Source organism: Niallia sp. Sow4_A1 (genome assembly GCF_052116745.1).
In the GTDB taxonomy this organism is placed as follows: Bacteria; Bacillota; Bacilli; order Bacillales; family Cytobacillaceae; genus Niallia; species Niallia hominis.
Map to the genome: position 1 here is coordinate 60,400 of NZ_JBQKKM010000023.1, position 19,349 is coordinate 79,748.

General features: G+C 35.2%; 22 protein-coding genes and 1 pseudogene. 2 read left to right on the plus strand and 21 right to left on the minus strand.

What is annotated here, in order from left to right; all coding sequences use genetic code 11:
* The 3 genes from ACTQ5K_RS14080 to ACTQ5K_RS14090 form a co-directional block, all read right to left on the minus strand.
* Positions 1-2,271 carry a histidine kinase dimerization/phospho-acceptor domain-containing protein gene (locus ACTQ5K_RS14080; RefSeq protein WP_441994009.1) on the minus strand — a complete coding sequence of 757 codons (2,271 nt, stop codon included), beginning with the start codon at positions 2,269-2,271 and terminating at the stop codon, positions 1-3.
* Positions 2,249-2,941 carry a response regulator transcription factor gene (locus ACTQ5K_RS14085; RefSeq protein ID WP_031537795.1) on the minus strand — a complete coding sequence of 231 codons (693 nt, stop codon included), beginning with the start codon at positions 2,939-2,941 and terminating at the stop codon, positions 2,249-2,251. Before ACTQ5K_RS14085 ends, ACTQ5K_RS14080 begins: the two co-directional genes overlap by 23 nt.
* 226 nt (positions 2,942-3,167) lie before the next feature.
* On the minus strand, positions 3,168-3,476 hold the full coding sequence (locus tag ACTQ5K_RS14090) for a hypothetical protein (protein WP_349204519.1): 309 nt from the start codon (positions 3,474-3,476) through the stop codon (positions 3,168-3,170).
* 134 nt (positions 3,477-3,610) lie between these two features.
* On the opposite strand from ACTQ5K_RS14090, the gene ACTQ5K_RS14095 reads away from it, so the two are divergent.
* Positions 3,611-4,069, plus strand: coding sequence for a DinB family protein (locus ACTQ5K_RS14095; RefSeq protein ID WP_349204518.1), 459 nt, complete (start codon positions 3,611-3,613; stop codon positions 4,067-4,069).
* 225 nt (positions 4,070-4,294) lie between these two features.
* On the opposite strand, the gene ACTQ5K_RS14100 is transcribed toward ACTQ5K_RS14095, so the two are convergent.
* The 5 genes from ACTQ5K_RS14100 to ACTQ5K_RS14120 all read right to left on the minus strand — a co-directional run bounded on the left by ACTQ5K_RS14100 (position 4,295) and on the right by ACTQ5K_RS14120 (position 9,649).
* Entirely contained in the window at positions 4,295-4,708 is a 414-nt protein-coding gene (locus tag ACTQ5K_RS14100) for an HIT family protein (protein WP_031537790.1), read from the minus strand.
* 79 nt (positions 4,709-4,787) lie between these two features.
* Entirely contained in the window at positions 4,788-5,672 is an 885-nt protein-coding gene (locus ACTQ5K_RS14105) for an NAD-dependent epimerase/dehydratase family protein (RefSeq protein WP_031537789.1), read from the minus strand.
* A gap of 367 nt (positions 5,673-6,039) precedes the next feature.
* Complete coding sequence (locus ACTQ5K_RS14110) at positions 6,040-6,288, minus strand: DUF3841 domain-containing protein (protein ID WP_231512558.1); 249 nt, start codon at positions 6,286-6,288, stop codon at positions 6,040-6,042.
* Between the two features lie 1,306 nt (positions 6,289-7,594).
* Positions 7,595-9,004, minus strand: a complete 1,410-nt coding sequence (locus ACTQ5K_RS14115; RefSeq protein WP_016205067.1) for an IS110 family transposase — start codon at positions 9,002-9,004, stop codon at positions 7,595-7,597.
* Between the two features lie 120 nt (positions 9,005-9,124).
* Positions 9,125-9,649 (minus strand): ECF transporter S component, encoded by a 525-nt coding sequence (locus ACTQ5K_RS14120; RefSeq protein ID WP_435406662.1) that lies wholly within the window; start codon positions 9,647-9,649, stop codon positions 9,125-9,127.
* Between the two features lie 149 nt (positions 9,650-9,798).
* Between ACTQ5K_RS14120 and pdxR the strand changes: the two genes are divergently transcribed.
* Complete coding sequence (pdxR, locus tag ACTQ5K_RS14125; protein WP_441132097.1) at positions 9,799-11,196, plus strand: MocR-like pyridoxine biosynthesis transcription factor PdxR; 1,398 nt, start codon at positions 9,799-9,801, stop codon at positions 11,194-11,196.
* Positions 11,197-11,719: 523 nt separating this feature from the next.
* On the opposite strand, the gene ACTQ5K_RS14130 is transcribed toward pdxR, so the two are convergent.
* From ACTQ5K_RS14130 to ACTQ5K_RS14190, 13 genes and pseudogenes are all read right to left on the minus strand, one after another.
* Positions 11,720-12,106 (minus strand): group-specific protein, encoded by a 387-nt coding sequence (locus tag ACTQ5K_RS14130; RefSeq protein ID WP_349204514.1) that lies wholly within the window; start codon positions 12,104-12,106, stop codon positions 11,720-11,722.
* Positions 12,107-12,193: 87 nt separating this feature from the next.
* Positions 12,194-12,679, minus strand: coding sequence for a nucleotidyltransferase family protein (locus ACTQ5K_RS14135; protein WP_396953872.1), 486 nt, complete (start codon positions 12,677-12,679; stop codon positions 12,194-12,196).
* A gap of 270 nt (positions 12,680-12,949) precedes the next feature.
* Positions 12,950-13,147: pseudogene (locus tag ACTQ5K_RS14140) on the minus strand (nucleotidyltransferase domain-containing protein); the annotation flags it as partial.
* Positions 13,148-13,348: 201 nt separating this feature from the next.
* Positions 13,349-13,732 (minus strand): hypothetical protein, encoded by a 384-nt coding sequence (locus tag ACTQ5K_RS14145; RefSeq protein ID WP_197030887.1) that lies wholly within the window; start codon positions 13,730-13,732, stop codon positions 13,349-13,351.
* Entirely contained in the window at positions 13,666-14,202 is a 537-nt protein-coding gene (locus tag ACTQ5K_RS14150; protein ID WP_197030888.1) for a hypothetical protein, read from the minus strand. The genes ACTQ5K_RS14145 and ACTQ5K_RS14150 overlap by 67 nt, the downstream gene beginning before the upstream one ends.
* Before the next feature lie 129 nt (positions 14,203-14,331).
* A complete protein-coding gene (locus ACTQ5K_RS14155; RefSeq protein WP_048717872.1) occupies positions 14,332-14,559 on the minus strand; it encodes a GNAT family N-acetyltransferase in 228 nt (75 codons plus the stop codon).
* Complete coding sequence (locus ACTQ5K_RS14160; protein WP_349204513.1) at positions 14,556-14,690, minus strand: hypothetical protein; 135 nt, start codon at positions 14,688-14,690, stop codon at positions 14,556-14,558. The genes ACTQ5K_RS14155 and ACTQ5K_RS14160 overlap by 4 nt, the downstream gene beginning before the upstream one ends.
* A complete protein-coding gene (locus ACTQ5K_RS14165) occupies positions 14,684-14,839 on the minus strand; it encodes a GNAT family N-acetyltransferase (protein ID WP_155986754.1) in 156 nt (51 codons plus the stop codon). The genes ACTQ5K_RS14160 and ACTQ5K_RS14165 overlap by 7 nt, the downstream gene beginning before the upstream one ends.
* A 525-nt stretch (positions 14,840-15,364) precedes the next feature.
* A complete protein-coding gene (locus tag ACTQ5K_RS14170) occupies positions 15,365-16,072 on the minus strand; it encodes a Crp/Fnr family transcriptional regulator (RefSeq protein WP_031538005.1) in 708 nt (235 codons plus the stop codon).
* Between the two features lie 64 nt (positions 16,073-16,136).
* The gene (locus ACTQ5K_RS14175) at positions 16,137-16,370 is read right to left on the minus strand and encodes a heavy-metal-associated domain-containing protein (RefSeq protein ID WP_235252688.1); all 234 of its coding nucleotides are present in this window, start codon (positions 16,368-16,370) and stop codon (positions 16,137-16,139) included.
* Positions 16,371-16,436: 66 nt separating this feature from the next.
* Positions 16,437-16,736 carry a hypothetical protein gene (locus ACTQ5K_RS14180; RefSeq protein ID WP_031538007.1) on the minus strand — a complete coding sequence of 100 codons (300 nt, stop codon included), beginning with the start codon at positions 16,734-16,736 and terminating at the stop codon, positions 16,437-16,439.
* A gap of 47 nt (positions 16,737-16,783) precedes the next feature.
* The gene (locus ACTQ5K_RS14185) at positions 16,784-17,017 is read right to left on the minus strand and encodes a heavy-metal-associated domain-containing protein (protein WP_441994010.1); all 234 of its coding nucleotides are present in this window, start codon (positions 17,015-17,017) and stop codon (positions 16,784-16,786) included.
* Between the two features lie 192 nt (positions 17,018-17,209).
* Complete coding sequence (locus ACTQ5K_RS14190) at positions 17,210-19,063, minus strand: heavy metal translocating P-type ATPase (protein WP_441994011.1); 1,854 nt, start codon at positions 19,061-19,063, stop codon at positions 17,210-17,212.
* Between the last annotated feature and the right edge of the window lie 286 nt (positions 19,064-19,349).

Here is a 19,349-nt window from a genome sequence, read left to right on the forward strand (position 1 = left end):
TTAGCTTCGCTGTTCATTTAGAGGTAGCGCTAAGGTAACTTTAAATAAGTCTCCATCTGTCTCTATTGTCATCATTCCCTCATGAAGGTCGATAATCGATTTTGCAATCGCAAGTCCAAGTCCGGATCCTTCCGTATGTCTAGAGGTATCCCCTCGTTTAAAGCGCTCAAATAATTCATCCATATTGTCATCTAGTTCATACTTAGAAATATTTTTAAATTGAAGAATCGCTTGCCCTTTTTCTTGTTTAATCGAAAGGTAGACACGAGAATGCTCCAAGGAATACTTCAAAATATTTCCTATTAAATTATCAAATACTCTCCATAGTTTTTGCCCATCTACTACTGCATTAATCGACGGCTCTTGATTGGTTACACGAAAATCAAGAGTAGAGGATTTGATTGTTTCATCATATTCTCCTAATGCTTGCTGTAAAAGCTGCACTAAATCTACCTTTTCCTTCTTCAATTCCACATTGCCGCTAACCATTTTCGAAACTTCAAATAAATCATCAATCAATACTTTCAACCGCTGTGATTTACGGTCAATAATGGCCAGATAACCATCTTTTTCTTCCTCTGATAGATGTTTATTTTTCAATAATTCCGTATAGTTAATGATGGATGTTAAAGGTGTTCGTAGATCGTGACTGACATTCGTAATTAATTCGGTTTTTAGGCGTTCGCTTTTTTCCTGGGCTGTCTTTGAAACAATTACCCCAGATGTTAACGTATTAATATGATCCGCAAATGCTGTTAATTCTTTCGCCCCTTGGATTGATATTTCTTGATGTAAGTCCCCATTTATTACCGCATTCGTTTGTGCAAGCAGCTTACTAAAAGCCTTTATATTTCTCACCACAAAAATAATAACTGGAATTCCAATGATAAGGGCAGCTACTAAATAGAATGGGATAAGAATTTGCAATACCAGACTTATTGGTAAAAATAGACCTAACATAAAAATCACTAGCAAGCTACCAATCGCTTTTTTGGTAAAATCTCTACTGGATAGAAGCTGTGAAATAGCTGTTTTCATCTTATTTAAACTTATACTTATAAAAGTATTTTTCCACTTTATTTTCTCTTTAAATAGTAGATAGCCTTGAATGAGAGATAGTGTTACAAATACCCATGCTAAAAGAAGAAAGGCAAGAATATCACCCCAATTCCCTCCTAATTCATTCACCTCCATGGATAGTTGGTCCCCGATTCCCCATAGTCCAATAACAGCTATAATAGTACTTATCACCAATAGCATATATCGGATATCAATTGGAACCTTTCGATAAGAAGGATAGTCCCATTGCGCAAAGCTGATTTTCCTTTTTACAAGCATGAAAATACATACTACTAAACTGATAATGCTCAATGAGCTTCCAAAAATCATTTTCTTTTGATAAGCATAATACTTATTCTCTTCCTCTATCAGCAAACTACCATTACTTAATTTTTTTGGAACAGCAACGACTCCTTCATAATTACCAATCTCTTTTTTTAACTGATTTACGATAGTAGGCGTATTTTCATCTTCCCATGACCACATTGTAAATCCATTATCCCTGTAGATTATTGATTGTCCTGGCAAATTTAACTTCTCTGTTTCCGCAGTAAAATAGTAGTTGCCGAAGAAATTTGCATTTTCCTTGTTAATTATCTTATCTACTGTTTCTTCTGGAGAAAGAGTCATATTAGTTACAACTGCTTCCGTTTTACTATTTTTTAAATAATAATAGAATGATTGAGCCCATTGCTCAAATTCATATTTTGTATTTTCCAAATCTCGATAATATCGATCTACCTCTAATTGCTTTTCTTCTTTTATTTTTTCTTGGACATATTCATCATTTGGCAATAGCTCTGTGATTTCCTTTATATCTCGATCTCTTTCTTCTGTTAAAAGCTCCTCTGCTGCATCATCGCCATTTTCGATTGCTAGGGCTATATCTTCTTCATATTGCTCATTAATTAATTGCATTTGTTCATTTAGACTTGCGTATGAATCACGATATTCAGCGATTTCTTCTTTCGTGACGCTGATGTTCTTTTTCGCTTCTTCTATTGGCACCTGATATAACTGATAATCACTTAATAGTTCTGTAAAATACATTCGTTTGTCTTCAAACTTGGTGGAGTCATAATAATTTGTATGTATATATTGCGTTAGCCATATTTTTAGCGGCGCTAGCCCACTAAGCCCTATCGTAACCAACAATGTCCAAACAATAAAAACTACAATAAAAACCCCTCTACTTCTCCATTTTGTAGCCAATGCCCCACACCACCTTTAAAAAACGCGGATTTTTTGGATCCACTTCGATTTTCTCGCGTATTTTTCGAATATGTACCGCGACTGTATTTTCGGCATTGTATCCAGGTTCCTTCCATACACTTTCATAAATCTCCGCAATGGAAAACACTCTGCCTGCATTTTTCATCAATAAAACAACGATTTTATATTCAATTGGCGTTAGCTTTACACTTTCTCCATTTACCGCTACTTCTTTTGCCTCCTGGTCTAATGTTAATCCATGCAGGTCTATTTTTTTCTTCACACCATCAAAGGTTCCAAGTGTCACATATCTTCGTAATTGCGATTTCACTCTTGCGACTAGTTCCATTGGATTGAATGGTTTTGTGATATAATCATCAGCGCCTATTTGCAAGCCTAAGATTTTATCCGTATCTTCACTTTTTGCCGTCAGCATAATTATCGGGATATTTTTTTGTTCACGAATTTTATAAGTAGCAGAAATCCCATCTAAATTCGGCATCATAATATCCATTAGAATTAAATGAACAGTTTGTTCCATTAAAATATCCAATGCCTCTAGGCCATCACTTGCTTTTAAAACGGTAATCCCTTCGTTTTTAAGATATATTTCAATGGCATCTCTAATTTCTTTCTCATCATCCACTACTAGCACACTTACTTTCTCCAACAACAACCACCTGCTTTCTCTCTCTTCGCTGTCTCTATCATAGGCAAAAAATCTTAATATCTGCTAAGCAAATTTCTTAAGATTTTCTTAATATTCTACTAGGATATTCCATTCTCTCATTCTATCAGAGGAATAGTTTTGTTCACACCACTATTTCGTTATGATTATTGCTGCTACTAGACGATAAAAAGTGGTTTTCATCCTCCATTGATGAAAACCACTTTTTTTATTGCTTTGCCTTTATTTGCTCCCGAATCTTTTCAAGCTCCTCAAGGGACAATTCCCCTAATGACTCTTTTATTTCTTCTTCCATGCGCTTGCGGTTTTTCTCTCGGTATAGATTCCACCAGTCACGAAGTCCTTCTGTTTGATCCAATATGTAATCAATATCGATTTCTTCTACCTCATCATCCGAAATATACTCCAACACTGCTGCTAGCATGCGGTTTAATTTTTCTACTTCTCCCTCTTTCTTTTTCGTATTCGTCGGTTCCTTTTCTACTTCTTCGCTAATCTCTTCGTCTTTGCGAGGCATTTTTTTCTCCTCCCTATATTCCTGTTTTTTTTCTAGTATTCCCGTAAGAAAAAAGCACTATTCTTTCAATAGAGGAGAAAGACAACACTATAGCGAATAAATTAATATGATTTTGCGTTTAAGGAGTGTGGGAAATGAAAGCACGTCATGAAGTGTTATTTAAACAATTGGAAACCTATCGGAAGGAACTTTTAGGGACTGTTGAAAAGGTGACAGACGAGCAAGCGGAAATCATCCCAGATGGATTTAATAATAATATCCGCTGGAATCTCGGTCATCTTTATCTCGATCAGTTTTTATGGATCGAGGCATTAACAAAAGTAGCCTCTCCTACTTCGAAGCAATTTAATCAATGGTTTGGTTTCGGTACAACACCAGCTAACTTTGTAGAAGAAACGCCATCCTTTAAGGAATTAAAAGAGCTTTTAAAAGCTCAACCACAAGAAATATTAGAGAAATATCGCAATGAGCTTGAAAAAGAATATCCCCCAATCGATATGGGCATGCACACAATCGAACAAGTATTAATTCGAACGATTTTTCATGAAGGCATGCATTTACAGGCGATAAATGATTTGAAAAGGTTTATTTAGAGATATTTGGGAAGAAAAAATGGCCCTATGAAATCGTTAAGCGAAATTATGTTTACCATATTCTCATTAGAAATAATCGGTAAAAGTTTTATTATCTAAAGCAACGAAGGATTCGGATCCTACAAAAAATCAAAACCACTGAACAAACAATTTCAGTGGTTATTATCTGTATCTATAAAAAAATGACTACATTATCTCGTTTTGGTGTCTTTAACACTATAAAAGCTATTCACTTTCCCCTTTTACTCGTCTATTTTCCTCTTGTTTTAACCAATATCTAATACCCTTTCCAGCCAATGGTTCATCCTTATATCTTGGTATTAGGTGAAGATGACAATGAAAAATCTCTTGGTTAGAAACTTTTCCTACATTCCATCCTATTGTATAGCCATCAGGAGAATGGTAATTATCTATAAACTTTTTTGCCTCATGTACTAGCTCATATGTATCGTTCCACTCTTCTTGTGTTAATTCAAAGACGTCCTTGTGATGTTTTTTAGGAATTATTAAACCGCTACCCTCTAAGATACCTTGATGTTTGTTATGTTGCAAAAAATAACATGTTTCATTCTCCAGGACAATATTTTGGTCCCTATCTTTATGTGGATTACATAAAGGACAATCTAAATCATAAGCCATTTTTCCTTCTCCTATAACTATCTCTTTATTCATCCGCCACATCACCAAAAAATATCAAATTCCCCCCTAAGCATCACAATCAATGCTTATCTTTGCCTGCAATTTTCTCAATCAAAGCTGGCAACCAATCATCCAGATTAGTGAACACAAAGCCCGCTTTTCCTGCCTTTTCCGTATTCATATACCATGTGGCAGGAATGGCAAATGGGGAGGTGTTTTCTTCGTCCCCTTTTAACGTTATTTTCGCAGCATGCCCTGTAACCTTTTCAATCATACGGATTAATTCTCCCATTGAAATTTTCCCATCTGCGGTTGCATTAAATGGTCCTTCCACGTCTGAAAAACCTGCCCATTTTAGAAACATAGCAGCTTCTGTGGCAAGAATAAAGGACATTTCTGCATCCATATTAACAAAGCCAATCGTTTTTCCTTGCTGAATCCGCTCCACATGAAAATGCAAACGACCTGTGTAATCATCTTCCCCTAACACGATAGGGAACCTTACTGCCACAACTGGAAATGTTGCATACTGAAAGAAAACGGCTTCTGCTTGTCGCTTTCCTTCGTTATATGTAAATGCCTCTTTATCTCCCCATGCTATCGGATAATGATACGGATCAAAGTCTTCTTCTCTCTTTTCCATTCCATCTGCAGCATACGTCGATAAGGAAGAAGTAAACACAAGCTTGCCAATGTTCCCGTTAAAAATCTCACAAAAATCTCTTGCTTCATTTGATGTATAGCAAATATTATCATAAACAATATCAAATTTTCGACAGTCAAAATGATTAATAAGTTGTTCCTTCATAGATCGATCACCGATGATATGCTCTACTTGATCGCCAAATGAATGACTTGTTGTCCCACGGGTCATAATCGTAACCTGATGCCCCTCTTCCAATAACATTTCCACAAGCTTTTTTCCGAAAAAACGAGTTCCACCAAGTACTAATATTTTTTTCATTCTTTTTATCCCCTACTCTTTGATTTTACTTTAGAAATTCCATAAAGAGGAGCTATTTCCTCCTTTTTAATCCATTATATTATTTCCAAAAAACTACATTATTTTGCAATAAAATATTCTGCATTCAAAATTTGTTCTTTCTAAATCCCAGATGTAACGCCCTGAACAATTTGGCACCCATTATTCCACATTTCTGCGTGTCGTAATTTCGCTAAGTGAAATATTCTTTCCAGCTTTGTTCCTTTGTAATCGTTAATTCCCCCTGTTCAAACACCCTATCTTCTTCCTCTGAAATCGCACAAAAGCCGTTATTTAACACACAATGCCATGCTTCAAAATCAGAAAGGAGCACTTTTTTATCAGGTATTTATACTGTTAAACATACAATTTTTGTACCTTTCTGAAAGAGACTTTCATGCTTTAAATTCGGTTTTTTCATCCAAAGCCAAACTGGAAACAAACCATTATTATTCAGCCTCTTATCCATTTGTTTGATCATCCATTGATAAGAATGGAGGAAATCTTTATCCACAAACTTCTCATCCCCAATGAAGTAGCCGATTTGATTTAAGATTTTTACCACTTCGGTTGCTTGGTTGGTGAAGTATATAGGCATCAATCAAGCTCCTTATCTTTTATTTCGCTATTTCAGAAAAATCATCGTTATGGTAATATTAAACAAAAAAGGAAAGGAAATTCTATGAAACAGAATTACTATAGCGTTGGATCTTTTACTATTTTTTTCGTATCTTCTGTGGCTTACATCCTTGCGTTTTTTATGAGTCTCCCTTTTCCCAATACTCTCTCTATAATACTCCTTTGGCTTTTTCCTATTATTGGGATAATCTTCGGTTGCTTAGGAAAAAAAGGATTCTTCAAAATTTGCGGCCTTATCGGTAATGTCCTTCTTTTTATATTAATGGTTGTAATCCCTTTCGTTACCTCATTTTTTTGGAATCAACCTTGATTTCATTTAATGATCTTATAAATATTGACAGGGGGTATTTATTTGCAACAAAAACAATCACTTCTATTAATCATACTTATTAATATCGTCATTTTTTGTTTACATCAGTATTTATTCTTTTATGTTAAAGTTTCCGATTTCCTTTTGCAGCTTTTATATTTTCTTATCACTTTTTTGCCTTTAAATGTATGGTTTTGGCGCAGTAAATTTAAGATAAATTTTTATCATCACTGGGTATGTATTTATATAGGACTCCTATGCTCCACTTTCTTTTTCTTTCTGTTTAAAACTTCGACAACAGATACAGCAGATTTTTTATCTATAGGCGAATTCTACTTTGATTTATTTTTAACTATATTGGTTTTTTCGTTTGGAGAGATGGTAATATTAATTTGTTTGAACGGGGTTACTTATATTTTTAGAAGATTAGTAGGCTACCACTGAAACGCTTTCATCTTCACCTCTTTATCAAAAGCAGCTATAATAAGCGTCTGAAATCTTTATTCAAACAGGGTTTCTTCCATTTAACAATAAATAAAGGTATTTAAATGTCCTCTCAGCAAGGACATTTAAATACCTTTTGTCTTTTTATGGTGCCAGCGTATAATGGTAAATAAGTCAAATGGAAATTTCTTAGAAAAAAGACAAACTTTAAGAAAAGTCCCCTATTTCCATTTTTAGGAAGAATCAACCATCACAGAGTATTATTATAGGGCTCCTCTAGAGCGTGAAAGGACCTTGCGTTTCATCCTACAGGGATACCGCCTAGCGAATATAAACTTCGATTTTCACGTATTATTCGTATTTGCAGGACAAGATCCATAACGCTGGCACACGAGGTCTAAAGCCTCAGGCACGAAATACAATGTGATCTAACGTCCTAGAGGAGCCCCATTTTAGCTCAAACAATAATAAATTTATAAAAGGTTAAATAATGGTACGATAAACTTCTAAATTAAGCTGATAGGCAAGTATTTGACAAGACGTGGACTTCATAAAACCGTTTTGTGTTAGCGACTCTAAGCTTCTTACTTATTTCATCTACTAGAACATAGTTCTCTTGATCCGTATGGTATAAGGTATGGTTTCGAATCATGGAAAAGGCTAGGCGAATCATTCGGTTTCCTAAGGCTATATAGGCCTGACCCGTGAGTTTTCCACGCTCCTTAAAGGCTTTATATCTTTGTTTCATTTCGGGATTATTTACAGCTAGGGATTTACCTACCTGGTAGGTGATATTTCGGAATGTTCTTCTTCCTTGTTTAGAAATACAGAAATAAGATGGTCTTTTCCCTCCCGATTGCTTCACAATAGGATTGGTCCCTGCCAATTTAATTAATTGCCCCGCATGTTCGAAATCGGAGATATCGCCCATTTCAGCGTATAATTCAGCTCCAGTAACCACTCCTATCCCAGGAACACTTAGAATAACTGCTCCCTCCATACCAACAAACAAATCTTCAATTTTACGTTCTAATTCACCAATTTGGTTATTCAATAATTCAAAACGATCCAATTTTTGAGTTAGGAGAAAAATGTCCCCCTCTAAAGATGCTTTGGGTTGAGATATCGAATTTTCCGCATAGTTTAATAGAATCTGAATGGTGTTGTCTCTTATTTTTAAGTTTTCACGAATGGAAAGATCACGTAATCCCTTTTCCCCAAGCTTTAAAATATCGCTTGGATGGGGATAATGCCTCATGAGGTAGAGAGGTGCTTTTCCAAACAAATTACTAAATGGTTCCACTTTTTCACGCTTTCCTTTTACCCAGACGGATTTCCCCTGAAATTCCCTAAAAATATGGTCTAAATGCATACGAATCAAGTTTTGAGTAGCTGTTCGTTCCCCCACTAATTCGCGTCGGGCACGTGTAAGTTTCTGTAGGCTTAGCACATCACCAGAAGCTAACTCGTTGGATGTCCCCCGGCCATGAATCATGGATTGAACAATGGCCATTAGATCTAAATTATCCGTCTTAGACCAATTTAATAGGGTTTGTCTTTCCTGGGCAGTAGTAGCTGCATTCAAAGTTCGAACATGATAGCCAAGCGAATGACTTTTTCTAACAAGATCCTCGTAATAATGCCCTGTCGTTTCAATCCCCACTACTACTTCTTTCAGTCTGTTTTTATTCTTTTCCGACTCAATGATTCTCTTTAAATAGTCGAAACCAGTCATAGAAGCATCAAACTCGAAAGGTTTGACTAAAATGTCCCCATAAAACGTACAAATCAATGCTTTTTGTGTAAACTTTGCCGCATCAATCGCCACTAACATTAAATTTTCTGTCCCTGTCTCTCTCAAGAACTCTGCCCATCGACTTCCTTTTTTACCTTGAATGTGGTTAAATATTGAATATGCCATCGTTTTCATCTCCTTGGTAAGGGTAGTAAGATTGGAAGTTCTGTGATAGGTACTTCCATTTTACAATGAAAACGGTGGCTTTTTTCTAATTATTTGACCTATTTACTATACTAGGCACCCCTAATTGGCACTCTTAATGATTCTTTGCTTAAACCCTTTTGTAAGTGGCACTACGATAATGCCGGCAATGACTAATTGCATTATATTACCTGGGACGGAGCCGAATGGCAGGATCCAGTTTCCATAAAGAATTACTTCTGTAAAATAGTAGCCGACAACTTTAATGATCATGGCAACAACAACTGCCAGTACGTATACAAGAGATTTTTTTCCAGGCAGCTTTTCCACAATAAGTCCAGCTATATACCCCATAGTACCAACGATAACAAATGTGAACGGAGCCCATAATGTCCATCCTGACATTATATCAAATAAAGCCATTCCAAAAGCTCCTACAATCGCACCTGACTTCTTGCCAAAAATAAACGCAGCAATCAAAAAAGGAACGTTACCCAAATGGATTAGTCCCCCATTTCCCATTAATGGCAGCCTAATGTTGATAAACATTGTAGCAAGAAACGTTAAAGTAATAAATAGAGCATTGAGAACCAGCATTCTCGTTTTGTTTTGTTCAGTCGTAAACATGCAAATCATCCTCTTCTTTCAAGTGTTAGTTTTTCAGTTTAAAAAAAAGAATCTCCTCTTCTTCCATGATTACTAGTATAATAAAAACTGACAATATAAAAAGTGTCAATTTTTATAAAAATAACATGGTCAGAGAGGAGGGGTCTCGAATGGATATGCTTATGTTTGAATTGAATAAAAACACAACAAAACCCTTGTATGAGCAGCTTTATATAGGTATCAAAACCGCTATTTTGAGCCAGCAAATTGAAGTTGGAACACAATTACCCTCCAAAAAAAAATTGGCTGATTTTTTAAATATCAGCCAAACAACGGTTGAAGTGGCATATGCTCAGCTCGTTGCAGAGGGATTTATTGTATCAAAGCCGCGGATTGGTTTTTTTGTAGAGGATATAAATGAATTACCTTATATTGAGACAGAACATGTTGAGTTGCCTATGGAGGAAACGGAGAAAAAAACAATCCAATTTGACTTTCACCCTGGAAAAATCGATACAGACTCCTTTCCTTTTTCACAGTGGAGAAAGTATGCAAAAAATTTATATGATACCCCGTCGAAGGAATTGCTACAAATTGGAGAACCCCAAGGGGAATACACTTTACGGACGGAAATAGCCAAATACCTATATCAATCGCGTGGGATTGTATGTAAGCCGGAGCAAATTGTGATTGGTTCAGGAACAGAACAACTCTTTCCTATGATTTTAAGGTTGCTAGATCATGATTCAAACATAGCCCTTGAAAATCCTGGCTATTCAGCAAGCCCCAGGATTCAACTAAAAAATAAAGCGATCCCTATTCCAGTTGATGAAGACGGATTGATGGTGGAACACCTTGAAAAAACAAATGCGAATGTCGTCTACATTACGCCATCTCACCAATTTCCCACAGGTGCCGTTCTTTCTGCTACAAGAAGAACACAATTATTGCAGTGGGCAGCAAAAAGTAAAAATCGCTATATCATTGAAGACGATTACGACAGCGAATTTCGTTACACTGGTAAACCCATTCCCGCCTTACATGGGATGGACCAAAACGATAAGGTAATTTATCTAAGTACATTCACCAAGTCATTAATGCCATCATTGCGATTGGCCTATTTTCTTTTACCAACAACCTTGCTGAAAAAATATAAGGAAACATTCAGTTATTATTCAGCAACTGTCCCAAGATTCGACCAGCATATAGTAGCCAGCTTCATGAGAGACGGTTATTTTTCAAAACACTTAAACCGTATGCGGAAAATTTATCGGAAGAAACATGATAAACTGACTCATATTTTTAAAACTCATTATCCTGAAGTTATCATCACTGGAGATCAAGCCGGGATGCATATTTTAATTTCCCTTCCGCTACAAAAAAGTGAAAATGAGTTAAAAGCCATCGCAGCAAAAAGTCATATCTCCATTTATCCTTTAAGCGATTATCTGTTAAAACCAATCGAATATAAGCATCCAACATTCCTGTTAGGATTTGGAGGCATCCCATTAGAGAAAATCGAGGAAAGCATTCACCAATTAATGCAATGCTGGGAAATGGCAAAATAGTTAAGCTTGTACTAACTCCAGCTAGAATTTCTGTTTGGCTTTATACTATTGCGCAGTATTATGTAAGAAGTACGTGTTAATCCTTCTATTATTGAATAATAAAGAAAATGTACAACACTATAAGAAGGAATGTCATATAGGTAAATTTCTTTTTTAAACTATTCAACTTGTTCCTTATCGGTGGTAAATATCTTAATTTTATGCCTATATTTTTCAGAATCCAAAGCATTTTCTCCTTGAATAAATAAAATGACCCACCTTGGCGTGGTGGGTTCTGTTACTTTTAATCATGATATATATATGGATTGAGATATGTAAAGCATTGAATTTAGACACCAATAATGTATTCATTTTTAGTGCCGTTATTTTTCAGGACACTCTACTTGTTAACAGACCAATGATGCGGATATTCCTCAGTTGGTAATCATTAGCAACTGGTTCAGAAATAGGAATGTAAAGCTATTGCTATTCGATAAACACTTCCTTATCAACTCTTTATTGAGAAAGCACTACTTAATAAGAATTAGCTTGTTGTGACTATTTCAACCAACTCTTCAATAGTTCCCATACATTTTTGGACTTCCGATAAATGATAAAATGTACTAGTAGTATCTAGATTATTTACTTCATCATTTGGTGAATAGAGATATATTCTTTTTCCTTGTCCAAGAGCAATACCTAATTCGATATGACTTCCTTTACCAGCTGGTAATATCACGATTATAATATCAGCATCCATGACAGCATTTTTTTCATTTAGTCCTATTTCTCTTAAATCCTCAATTGTAGAGGCACTCTCATTTACCGTCCAATCATATGTATAGATGTATCCTTTATTTTGTAAATTCTTACTCACTAAGCGAACTATTTCAATGTTTTTAAAACTTGATGCAACGTAAAATCTTTTCAATTAATCTGACCCCTTTGTAAAGTTAAACTCCCCCGATAGCGACATAAGAGAAATGCACCTTTTCTTTATAAAAAATCACCATATAATTTAATAAATTTCAATATGGTGGACTTGAATTTTATGCCAAACAGCTTTCCAATTCTTCTTATTGATTCTTTCCTCATAAATAACAGCTCGTTCTTTCGTCTCTCTAAAATATGGTGTGGGCTTTAACTCTAAATTTAATACATCTTCTATACCGCAAGGAGCAGTAAGAATTAGTTTATTATTCTTGTCTACTTTCACTCCAAGAGCAGTTGCAGTCTCTGGAAATTTTGAAATAGCATCTTCTGAAGATATATAAGGTGGGATATCATTGAGAACGTGCATTCTTGCTTCATTCTTAACAGACCAAGGTATATCAGGTAGAATTACTCTCAATTCAGCTTCTAAATTTTTTTCGGTCCTCTCGTCAATATTTTTTTCGTCAAAATATATAACATCCACATCTGGTATATTAGTTCTTATTTCAAAACCATGCATTGTGTCCCAAACTTTAGAGCGTGCAAGCCCTGCCCTAACTATGATTTTCATAACCCATCCACAACAATCCAATATATCTTCAATATTTTCATTTCCATCGAGGTCTTCTTTTGCTTGATGAACTTGATTCTTTAGGTTCATTAGATGTTCGTTACCAAGTGTTGTATCTGCCTTATAATTAGGTAAATGGCCGCTTAAATCTTCTCCAAATACACAAATACTATGCGTTTTAATCATAAAAGGTATTATAGAAAATTTATTTGTTTCTAAAACATCTTTTATGTAATAGAAACTAAGTTCCACTCCATTTACTATGATGTATTTTTTGTTTAATTCTTGTTCAACCTTGTCTATCCATTTTAAGTCTATATCATTGATTTCTTTATTCGTAATGGCAAATGTATCTAAATCTGAAACACTATCTATACCTAATCCACGAGAAATGGATCCTCTAATATATATACTATGTAGGTCTTCTCCTAAGTGAGTTTTGCATTTTTCTACTATCTTTTCAATCACCTTGTAAAATTCAGGTTTAATTTTGTTTAGACTTGAATCATTTATTATAAATCCTTTAATATCCGTCGGACAAAAACGTCCAATATTTTTAATTTGCGTTAACCTATCTCTCCTTTTATTTGTTCCTGTTCACCTGCGCTGGAATGGAACGAGGGTTGAAGAATAGCCCCCGTTAGCTGAACAAGTAACTAGCTCACCACTTTATTCAAGTGTTATACCTAAGCAAAATAAAATGATTGCTTGTTGAACATATATTAAATTCTTTTTAAATTCGTATCCAACAAAATAATTTGAAGAGATAACATCACTACTTACTTCTTCATTTCTAAAAAAAGGTGGGCAGGGGTTTAACATTGCATGTTTATTAGCTAATTTCATCTTTTCTAAAGTAATTTGATACTGGTTTATGTATTTTTCTGTTCTTAATTCAGATGGCAACGAATCAGTTAAAACAATGTCGCTAAAAGATAAAACAGATTCAAGTTTAGTATGAAATTTATAATTCCGATTGTCTGACCCTAACTCAAAACCCCTGATACAAATTTGATTAAAATTAGGTCCATTACTTCTGCAATGTTCTTCCAAGACCTTGAAATATTACTTTTTGGTCCAACAAAGGTATAAACTAAATCTCTATAGTTTTCTTTTACTTCCCTAATTGAATACAAGTCAGATAAAATTTCACAAGGGTGATTTTCCGAAGTCATAGCATTTATTATAGGGACTGTTGAATACCTTGATAATTCCTGTATTTTAGAAAAATCAGAATGTCTGACAATCACCCCATCTGCCCAATTAGAGACGTATTGTATAACATCCTCTAATTCTTCTCTTTTATCTAAACTTTCTGGAGGAAAAAGCATTGCTTCCCCACCCAAGGCTTTTATTCCTTTTTCGAAAGTAATTCTTGTCCTTAAACTTGATTCCGGGAAGAATAATACAAATTGTCTTCCATTTAAAACATTGATATTACCTTGATTTTTTATCTTTGCAGCTAAATTGAATATATGATTTACTTTTTTTACAGACAAATCATTGATGCTTAATAAATTCAAAAAGTCAACTCCTTTGTTTTAAAGTAGACCGCCTAATCCTCTTCACTAAAATCATATCGCTTTACCAAAAATATCACCCTTTAAACACTCACCTGTTTGTTCATTTTTCTCAGGAGAGTGTAAGGATGCTTATACTATACGAAAATAGTAAGCTACATCGGTAACTCTGCCGAGTAAATTCGATTCAGGCAACACCGCTACCAAAGTAAATCCGAGTTTTTCAATTAACTTTTTTGACTCCATATTTTTATTATCTATAGTAGCAAATAGGCATTTAAGGTTTAATGTGCTTTTACAATGCTCAATGACCGCGGAAACCGCTTCATACGCAAAACCACATCCCCAATGCTCCCTCATGAAGCGATAACCAATTTCGCCAAGATACCTTCTGCTATTTCTGGAATCATTACATCACCGATGAATTCATCAGTATCTTTTAATGCGACAGTCCATTTTGTTTCATTACTGTTCCTAACCATTTCTAACATTGAGTGTTATCACGAGGGGGATTACTTCCAAGAAATTCTCTTACTTCATCATTGTTAAACATTTTAAGCATATTGGGAATGTCTTTTCCCTCTCTCGGACGTAAAATCAATCGTTCTGTTTGAATTTTCGGTGCTTCTTTTTTTGCCATGATTTATTCCAGCCTTTCGTACCTTATATAAATAATCTATCAATGTGTACGGTATTGAACTTCATCGTTTGTTATCTCCTTATGAAATTTATAATATAATTCGATACCGATTATTTGGATTCCTTCTTCAAGTAACCTGCCCCATTAGTACCTTATTAGATAAAAGGGCATTCATCCATCTTGGATTAATGCCCCCGTTACTTTAAGTATACTAATTCACAATCCAAATTATAATTTTAACATAAGTTGCCAATTCCTTAGTTATTTATCAGAGGAATTAGCTTAGTTATTAGGGCGTGTTTTGCTAATGAATTATTCAGTTGACACAAATTTATGTCATCTTGGTAAAATAAGTGCCAAATAAGTAGCCATTTCTCTTTCTTTTTGTAGATAAACATTGTTAAACCAACAAAAATTAGCAATCCATTTTATATGCTAATGGGATTGCTAAAAGGTTTGTTATTTTATGTTTTGTACTATTAAACCGAACCAGGTTAGTATGATGGCACGCTGCTCTGCTTATATTTATTCAGTATGAAGTAACAATTGATCTAAATCCATTATTTTAATTTTCTTTTTCGGTAACTGTTTAATCAATCCAAGTTCTTCTAGAGTAGTAAATTTACGGCTGATTGTTTCTGGTGTGGTACCAAGATACGAGGCTAAATCCTTTTTGGACATTGGTAAGGTAACCGTTGGACTATTGCCACTTCCCTTTTCAACATTTTCAGCTAAAAAGGATATAATGCGGGATTCTACATTTTCAATTGCTACTTGTGTGGTTTGTTTTTCAGAATCCTTCAAACGTATCGTTACTTCTGACAGTATTTTTAATGGGATCTGCGGATATTCCACCAAATACTTCAGTAAATCCTCTCGTTTAATTAAACAAATGGATGTATTTTGTAGTGCTTCCGCATAATTTTCATGAACACTTCCAGGTTGGAAAATGGCCACTTCACCTGTAAAATCACCTGGATTTAAAATGCGAACAAGTTGTTCTTTTCCGGAATCCGATAAGCGGTAAATCCGAGCCTTACCTGAATTGATAATATATAAGGTGTCATCTTCCTCACCTGCACGGAATAACATTTCCCCTTTTTGTAGATGAAGTGTCTTGGCAGATTCCGCAATCAAATCCATTTGTGAGTCTTCCAGATGGTTGAAAATGGGAACGATACGAATACATTCTGTATGTCCATGTTGGTGATGACAACATTGATTTTGTTCCAAAATAACCTCTCCTTTTTATAAAAAGCCCAAGAGGGCATCTTAGGCTTCCATTCTATTTACTCGATTAAGCAGGTTTTACCTTTGATTTGACAACAGGATATCCTAAGTCTTCAATTGATTTTTCGATATCGTTAATAGCGACTGCATCTGAATCAAAGTCTACTTTTACTTTACTTGCATTGAATAATACTTTCAAGCTACCTTGATGAACACCGTTTATTCCTTTCACCGCATTTTCAATCTTTTGCATACAAGATGGGCAAGATAAGGTTTCTATTTGAATGGTTGCTTTTTGCATAAATCATTTCCCCTTTCTTATTTTAACGATCGTAAACCAAGTTCATTCTTTTGGTTTTGATTTATTTTAAGCCTGATAGGCATTATCTACTTCTGATAACATTTCGTAGGTGCCTGCATATGTTTCACAAACATCTCCAGGAATGGTGTAGTTGTCTGTGATTTTTCGTAATTGAGCAAATTCAGCATCTAAGTCAGGTTTGTTCGTACCTGCGTCCTTTATCTTTTTACTGATTTTATCGAATAGTTCACGTACTTCAAAGGCTTCTGGATGGTTCTTACCATGGGCCCGTGTAATCGCAGTAGTGTATAAATCCAGTTTTTCAAAATGGTTTGTTATTATTTCGTTAAATGTTTGTTCAGACATTATTATTTCCCTCTTTCTATAAATAATTTTTGTTATGTGTGTTTGTCTTAGGCAGATTTTACTTTTGATTTAACGACGGGGTATCCTAAGTCTTCAATTGCCTTTTTGATATCGTTAATGGTGATCGTTTCTGAATCAAAATCTACTTTTACTTTACTGGCATTGAATAATACTTTTAAGCTATCTTGATTAACCCCGTTTAATCCTTTCACCGCATTTTCAATCTTTTGCATACAAGATGGACAAGATAATGTTTCTAATTGAATAACTCCTTTTTGCATGAATTATTTCTCCTTTCATCTTATCTTTGATTTTTTTGTTTTCCCTCTTCTTTTTTACAATTTAAGTATAGTTCAGGTTCAACGAAATGAAATTGATGCAAATCAAGTTTTAAGAAAAAGTAGGGGCGTATTTTGTTCTTCCTACCTGAATACTTCCCCTTTATCATTCATCAAGACTGGTTTCTATTAAAATTATTCTCTCAAACGGTATCGAAGCAATCTCATACCATTCAAGATGACTACTAAGATACTTGCTTCATGAACCAACATCCCGATTGACATATTCATCCATTCACTAAATAGTAGGCTGGCAAGTAAGACTAATACCACACCAACTGCTATGGTAATGTTCTGTTTCATGTTTCTTGAAGTTGATTTTGCTAAGCCTAATGCGTGTGGTAAACGACTAAAGTCAGAATTCATTAAAACAACATCTGATGTTTCAATTGCAACATCTGTTCCACTTCCCATGGCGATTCCGATATCTGCTAAGGCTAGTGAAGGACTATCATTCACTCCGTCACCGACAAAGGCAATGATCCCGCCTTCTGCTTGCATTTTTTCGATATAAGCAGATTTTCCTTCCGGTAGCATATGACCATGTGCTTCTGTTAACCCAAGTTCTCGAGCAACTAAATCTACGGTTCCTTGGTTGTCCCCAGAAAGAACGACAAGGTTTTTGACCCCTAGTTTTTTCAGTTTTTGAAGATCTTTTTTAACACCTGGACGGATTTGATCCCGAATACCCATCAGAACGTTTAATTCTCCGTCGACCGCAGTTAACACAAGAGAATTCCCATTTTTCTCAAAGCGTTCGACGTCTTTTTTAGCTTTTTCGCTTAATTTCACATTTTCCTTTTCCATTAAAGCTACGTTACCAACGGCTATACGATGAACACCTATTTTTGCTACAATTCCGCCACCTTTAACGACTTCGGTTTCTTCAACAGTAGAGAAAGTTGTCTCGCCAATATCCTGTAGGACAGCTTTCGCTAGTGGGTGGTCCGATTCACGCTCCACACTTGCTAAATATCCTAGAACCTCTTCAGTATTTTTTCCGTAAAATTCTTTTTCGGCAACTTCAGGGTTTCCTACTGTCAATGTTCCTGTTTTATCAAAAACGATAGTATCTACTCTGCTAAAGTCATTGATAACTTCACTACCTTTTAGGAGGACACCATTACGTGCACCGTTTCCGATACCAGCAACGTTGGATACAGGTACCCCGATAACTAATGCACCTGGACATCCTAAAACAAGAATCGTGATAGCTAGTTCAATATCTTTTGAGAATAGCCAAACAATAAAACCAAGGACTAAAACAGCTGGTGTATAATATTTAGAGAATCGATCAATAAACCGCTCTGCTTCTGATTTGGAATCCTGTGCTTCTTCAACTAATTCGATAATTCTACCAAATGTTGTATCTTCCCCTACACGGTCAGATTGAATTTGAATCGTTCCATTTTCTAAGATTGTTCCCGCAAATACTTCAGAATCAACCTTTTTGCTTACTGGAACTGACTCTCCGGTAATACTTGCTTCATTGATGTGACCTTCACCTGTTAACACGGTTCCATCTACGGGGACTTTTGCACCCGTTTTGACTAATAAAATGTCACCTTCACCTACATCATCGACATCAACTTCTTCAAATTCTCCATTTTCCATTTGCTTTAAAGCACTTTCTGGTGCCAGCTCTGTTAATTCTTTAATGGCAGAACGTGTTTTGTTCAAGGTACGTTGCTCCAAGTAAGAACCAAATAAGAATAAGAAAGTAACGATGGCTGATTCCTCATAATTTTGAATCAATACTGCCCCAATTACTGCAATGGTAACTAAAACATCAATACTGACAACTTTTACTTTTAATGCCTGATAGGCTAGAATCGCAATTGGTGCTACACCAAGAATAGATGCAATGATGAGCGACCAATTGAAAATGGCCATGTTGTCTAAGGAAAATCGTCCGAAGAATGCAAGTGCAATCAAAATTGCACTGATCAGTGTAATGGAATTCTTTTTACTTAATATATATCTTTGCATGTTGATTCCCTCCAATTTCATTTTCATTTGTATTCCTTGTTGATGACTCTAGTATAGGATGTTTCTATGAAATAAAAATTGATTCAGATCAAGTTCTATTGTAAAAGTGAAAAATTATAAAAGAACAGCAAACTAAAACGCTCAGAAAATATTCTGAGCATCTTTATCTTAATATCTCAACTTTCGCAGAGTGATATCGGCAAATAAGCCTTGATATAATTAGGAAGGCCAGCGATCCACTGTTCAAGTTGACTTTGAATTATTTTTTTGATTTTCTTATTCGTTT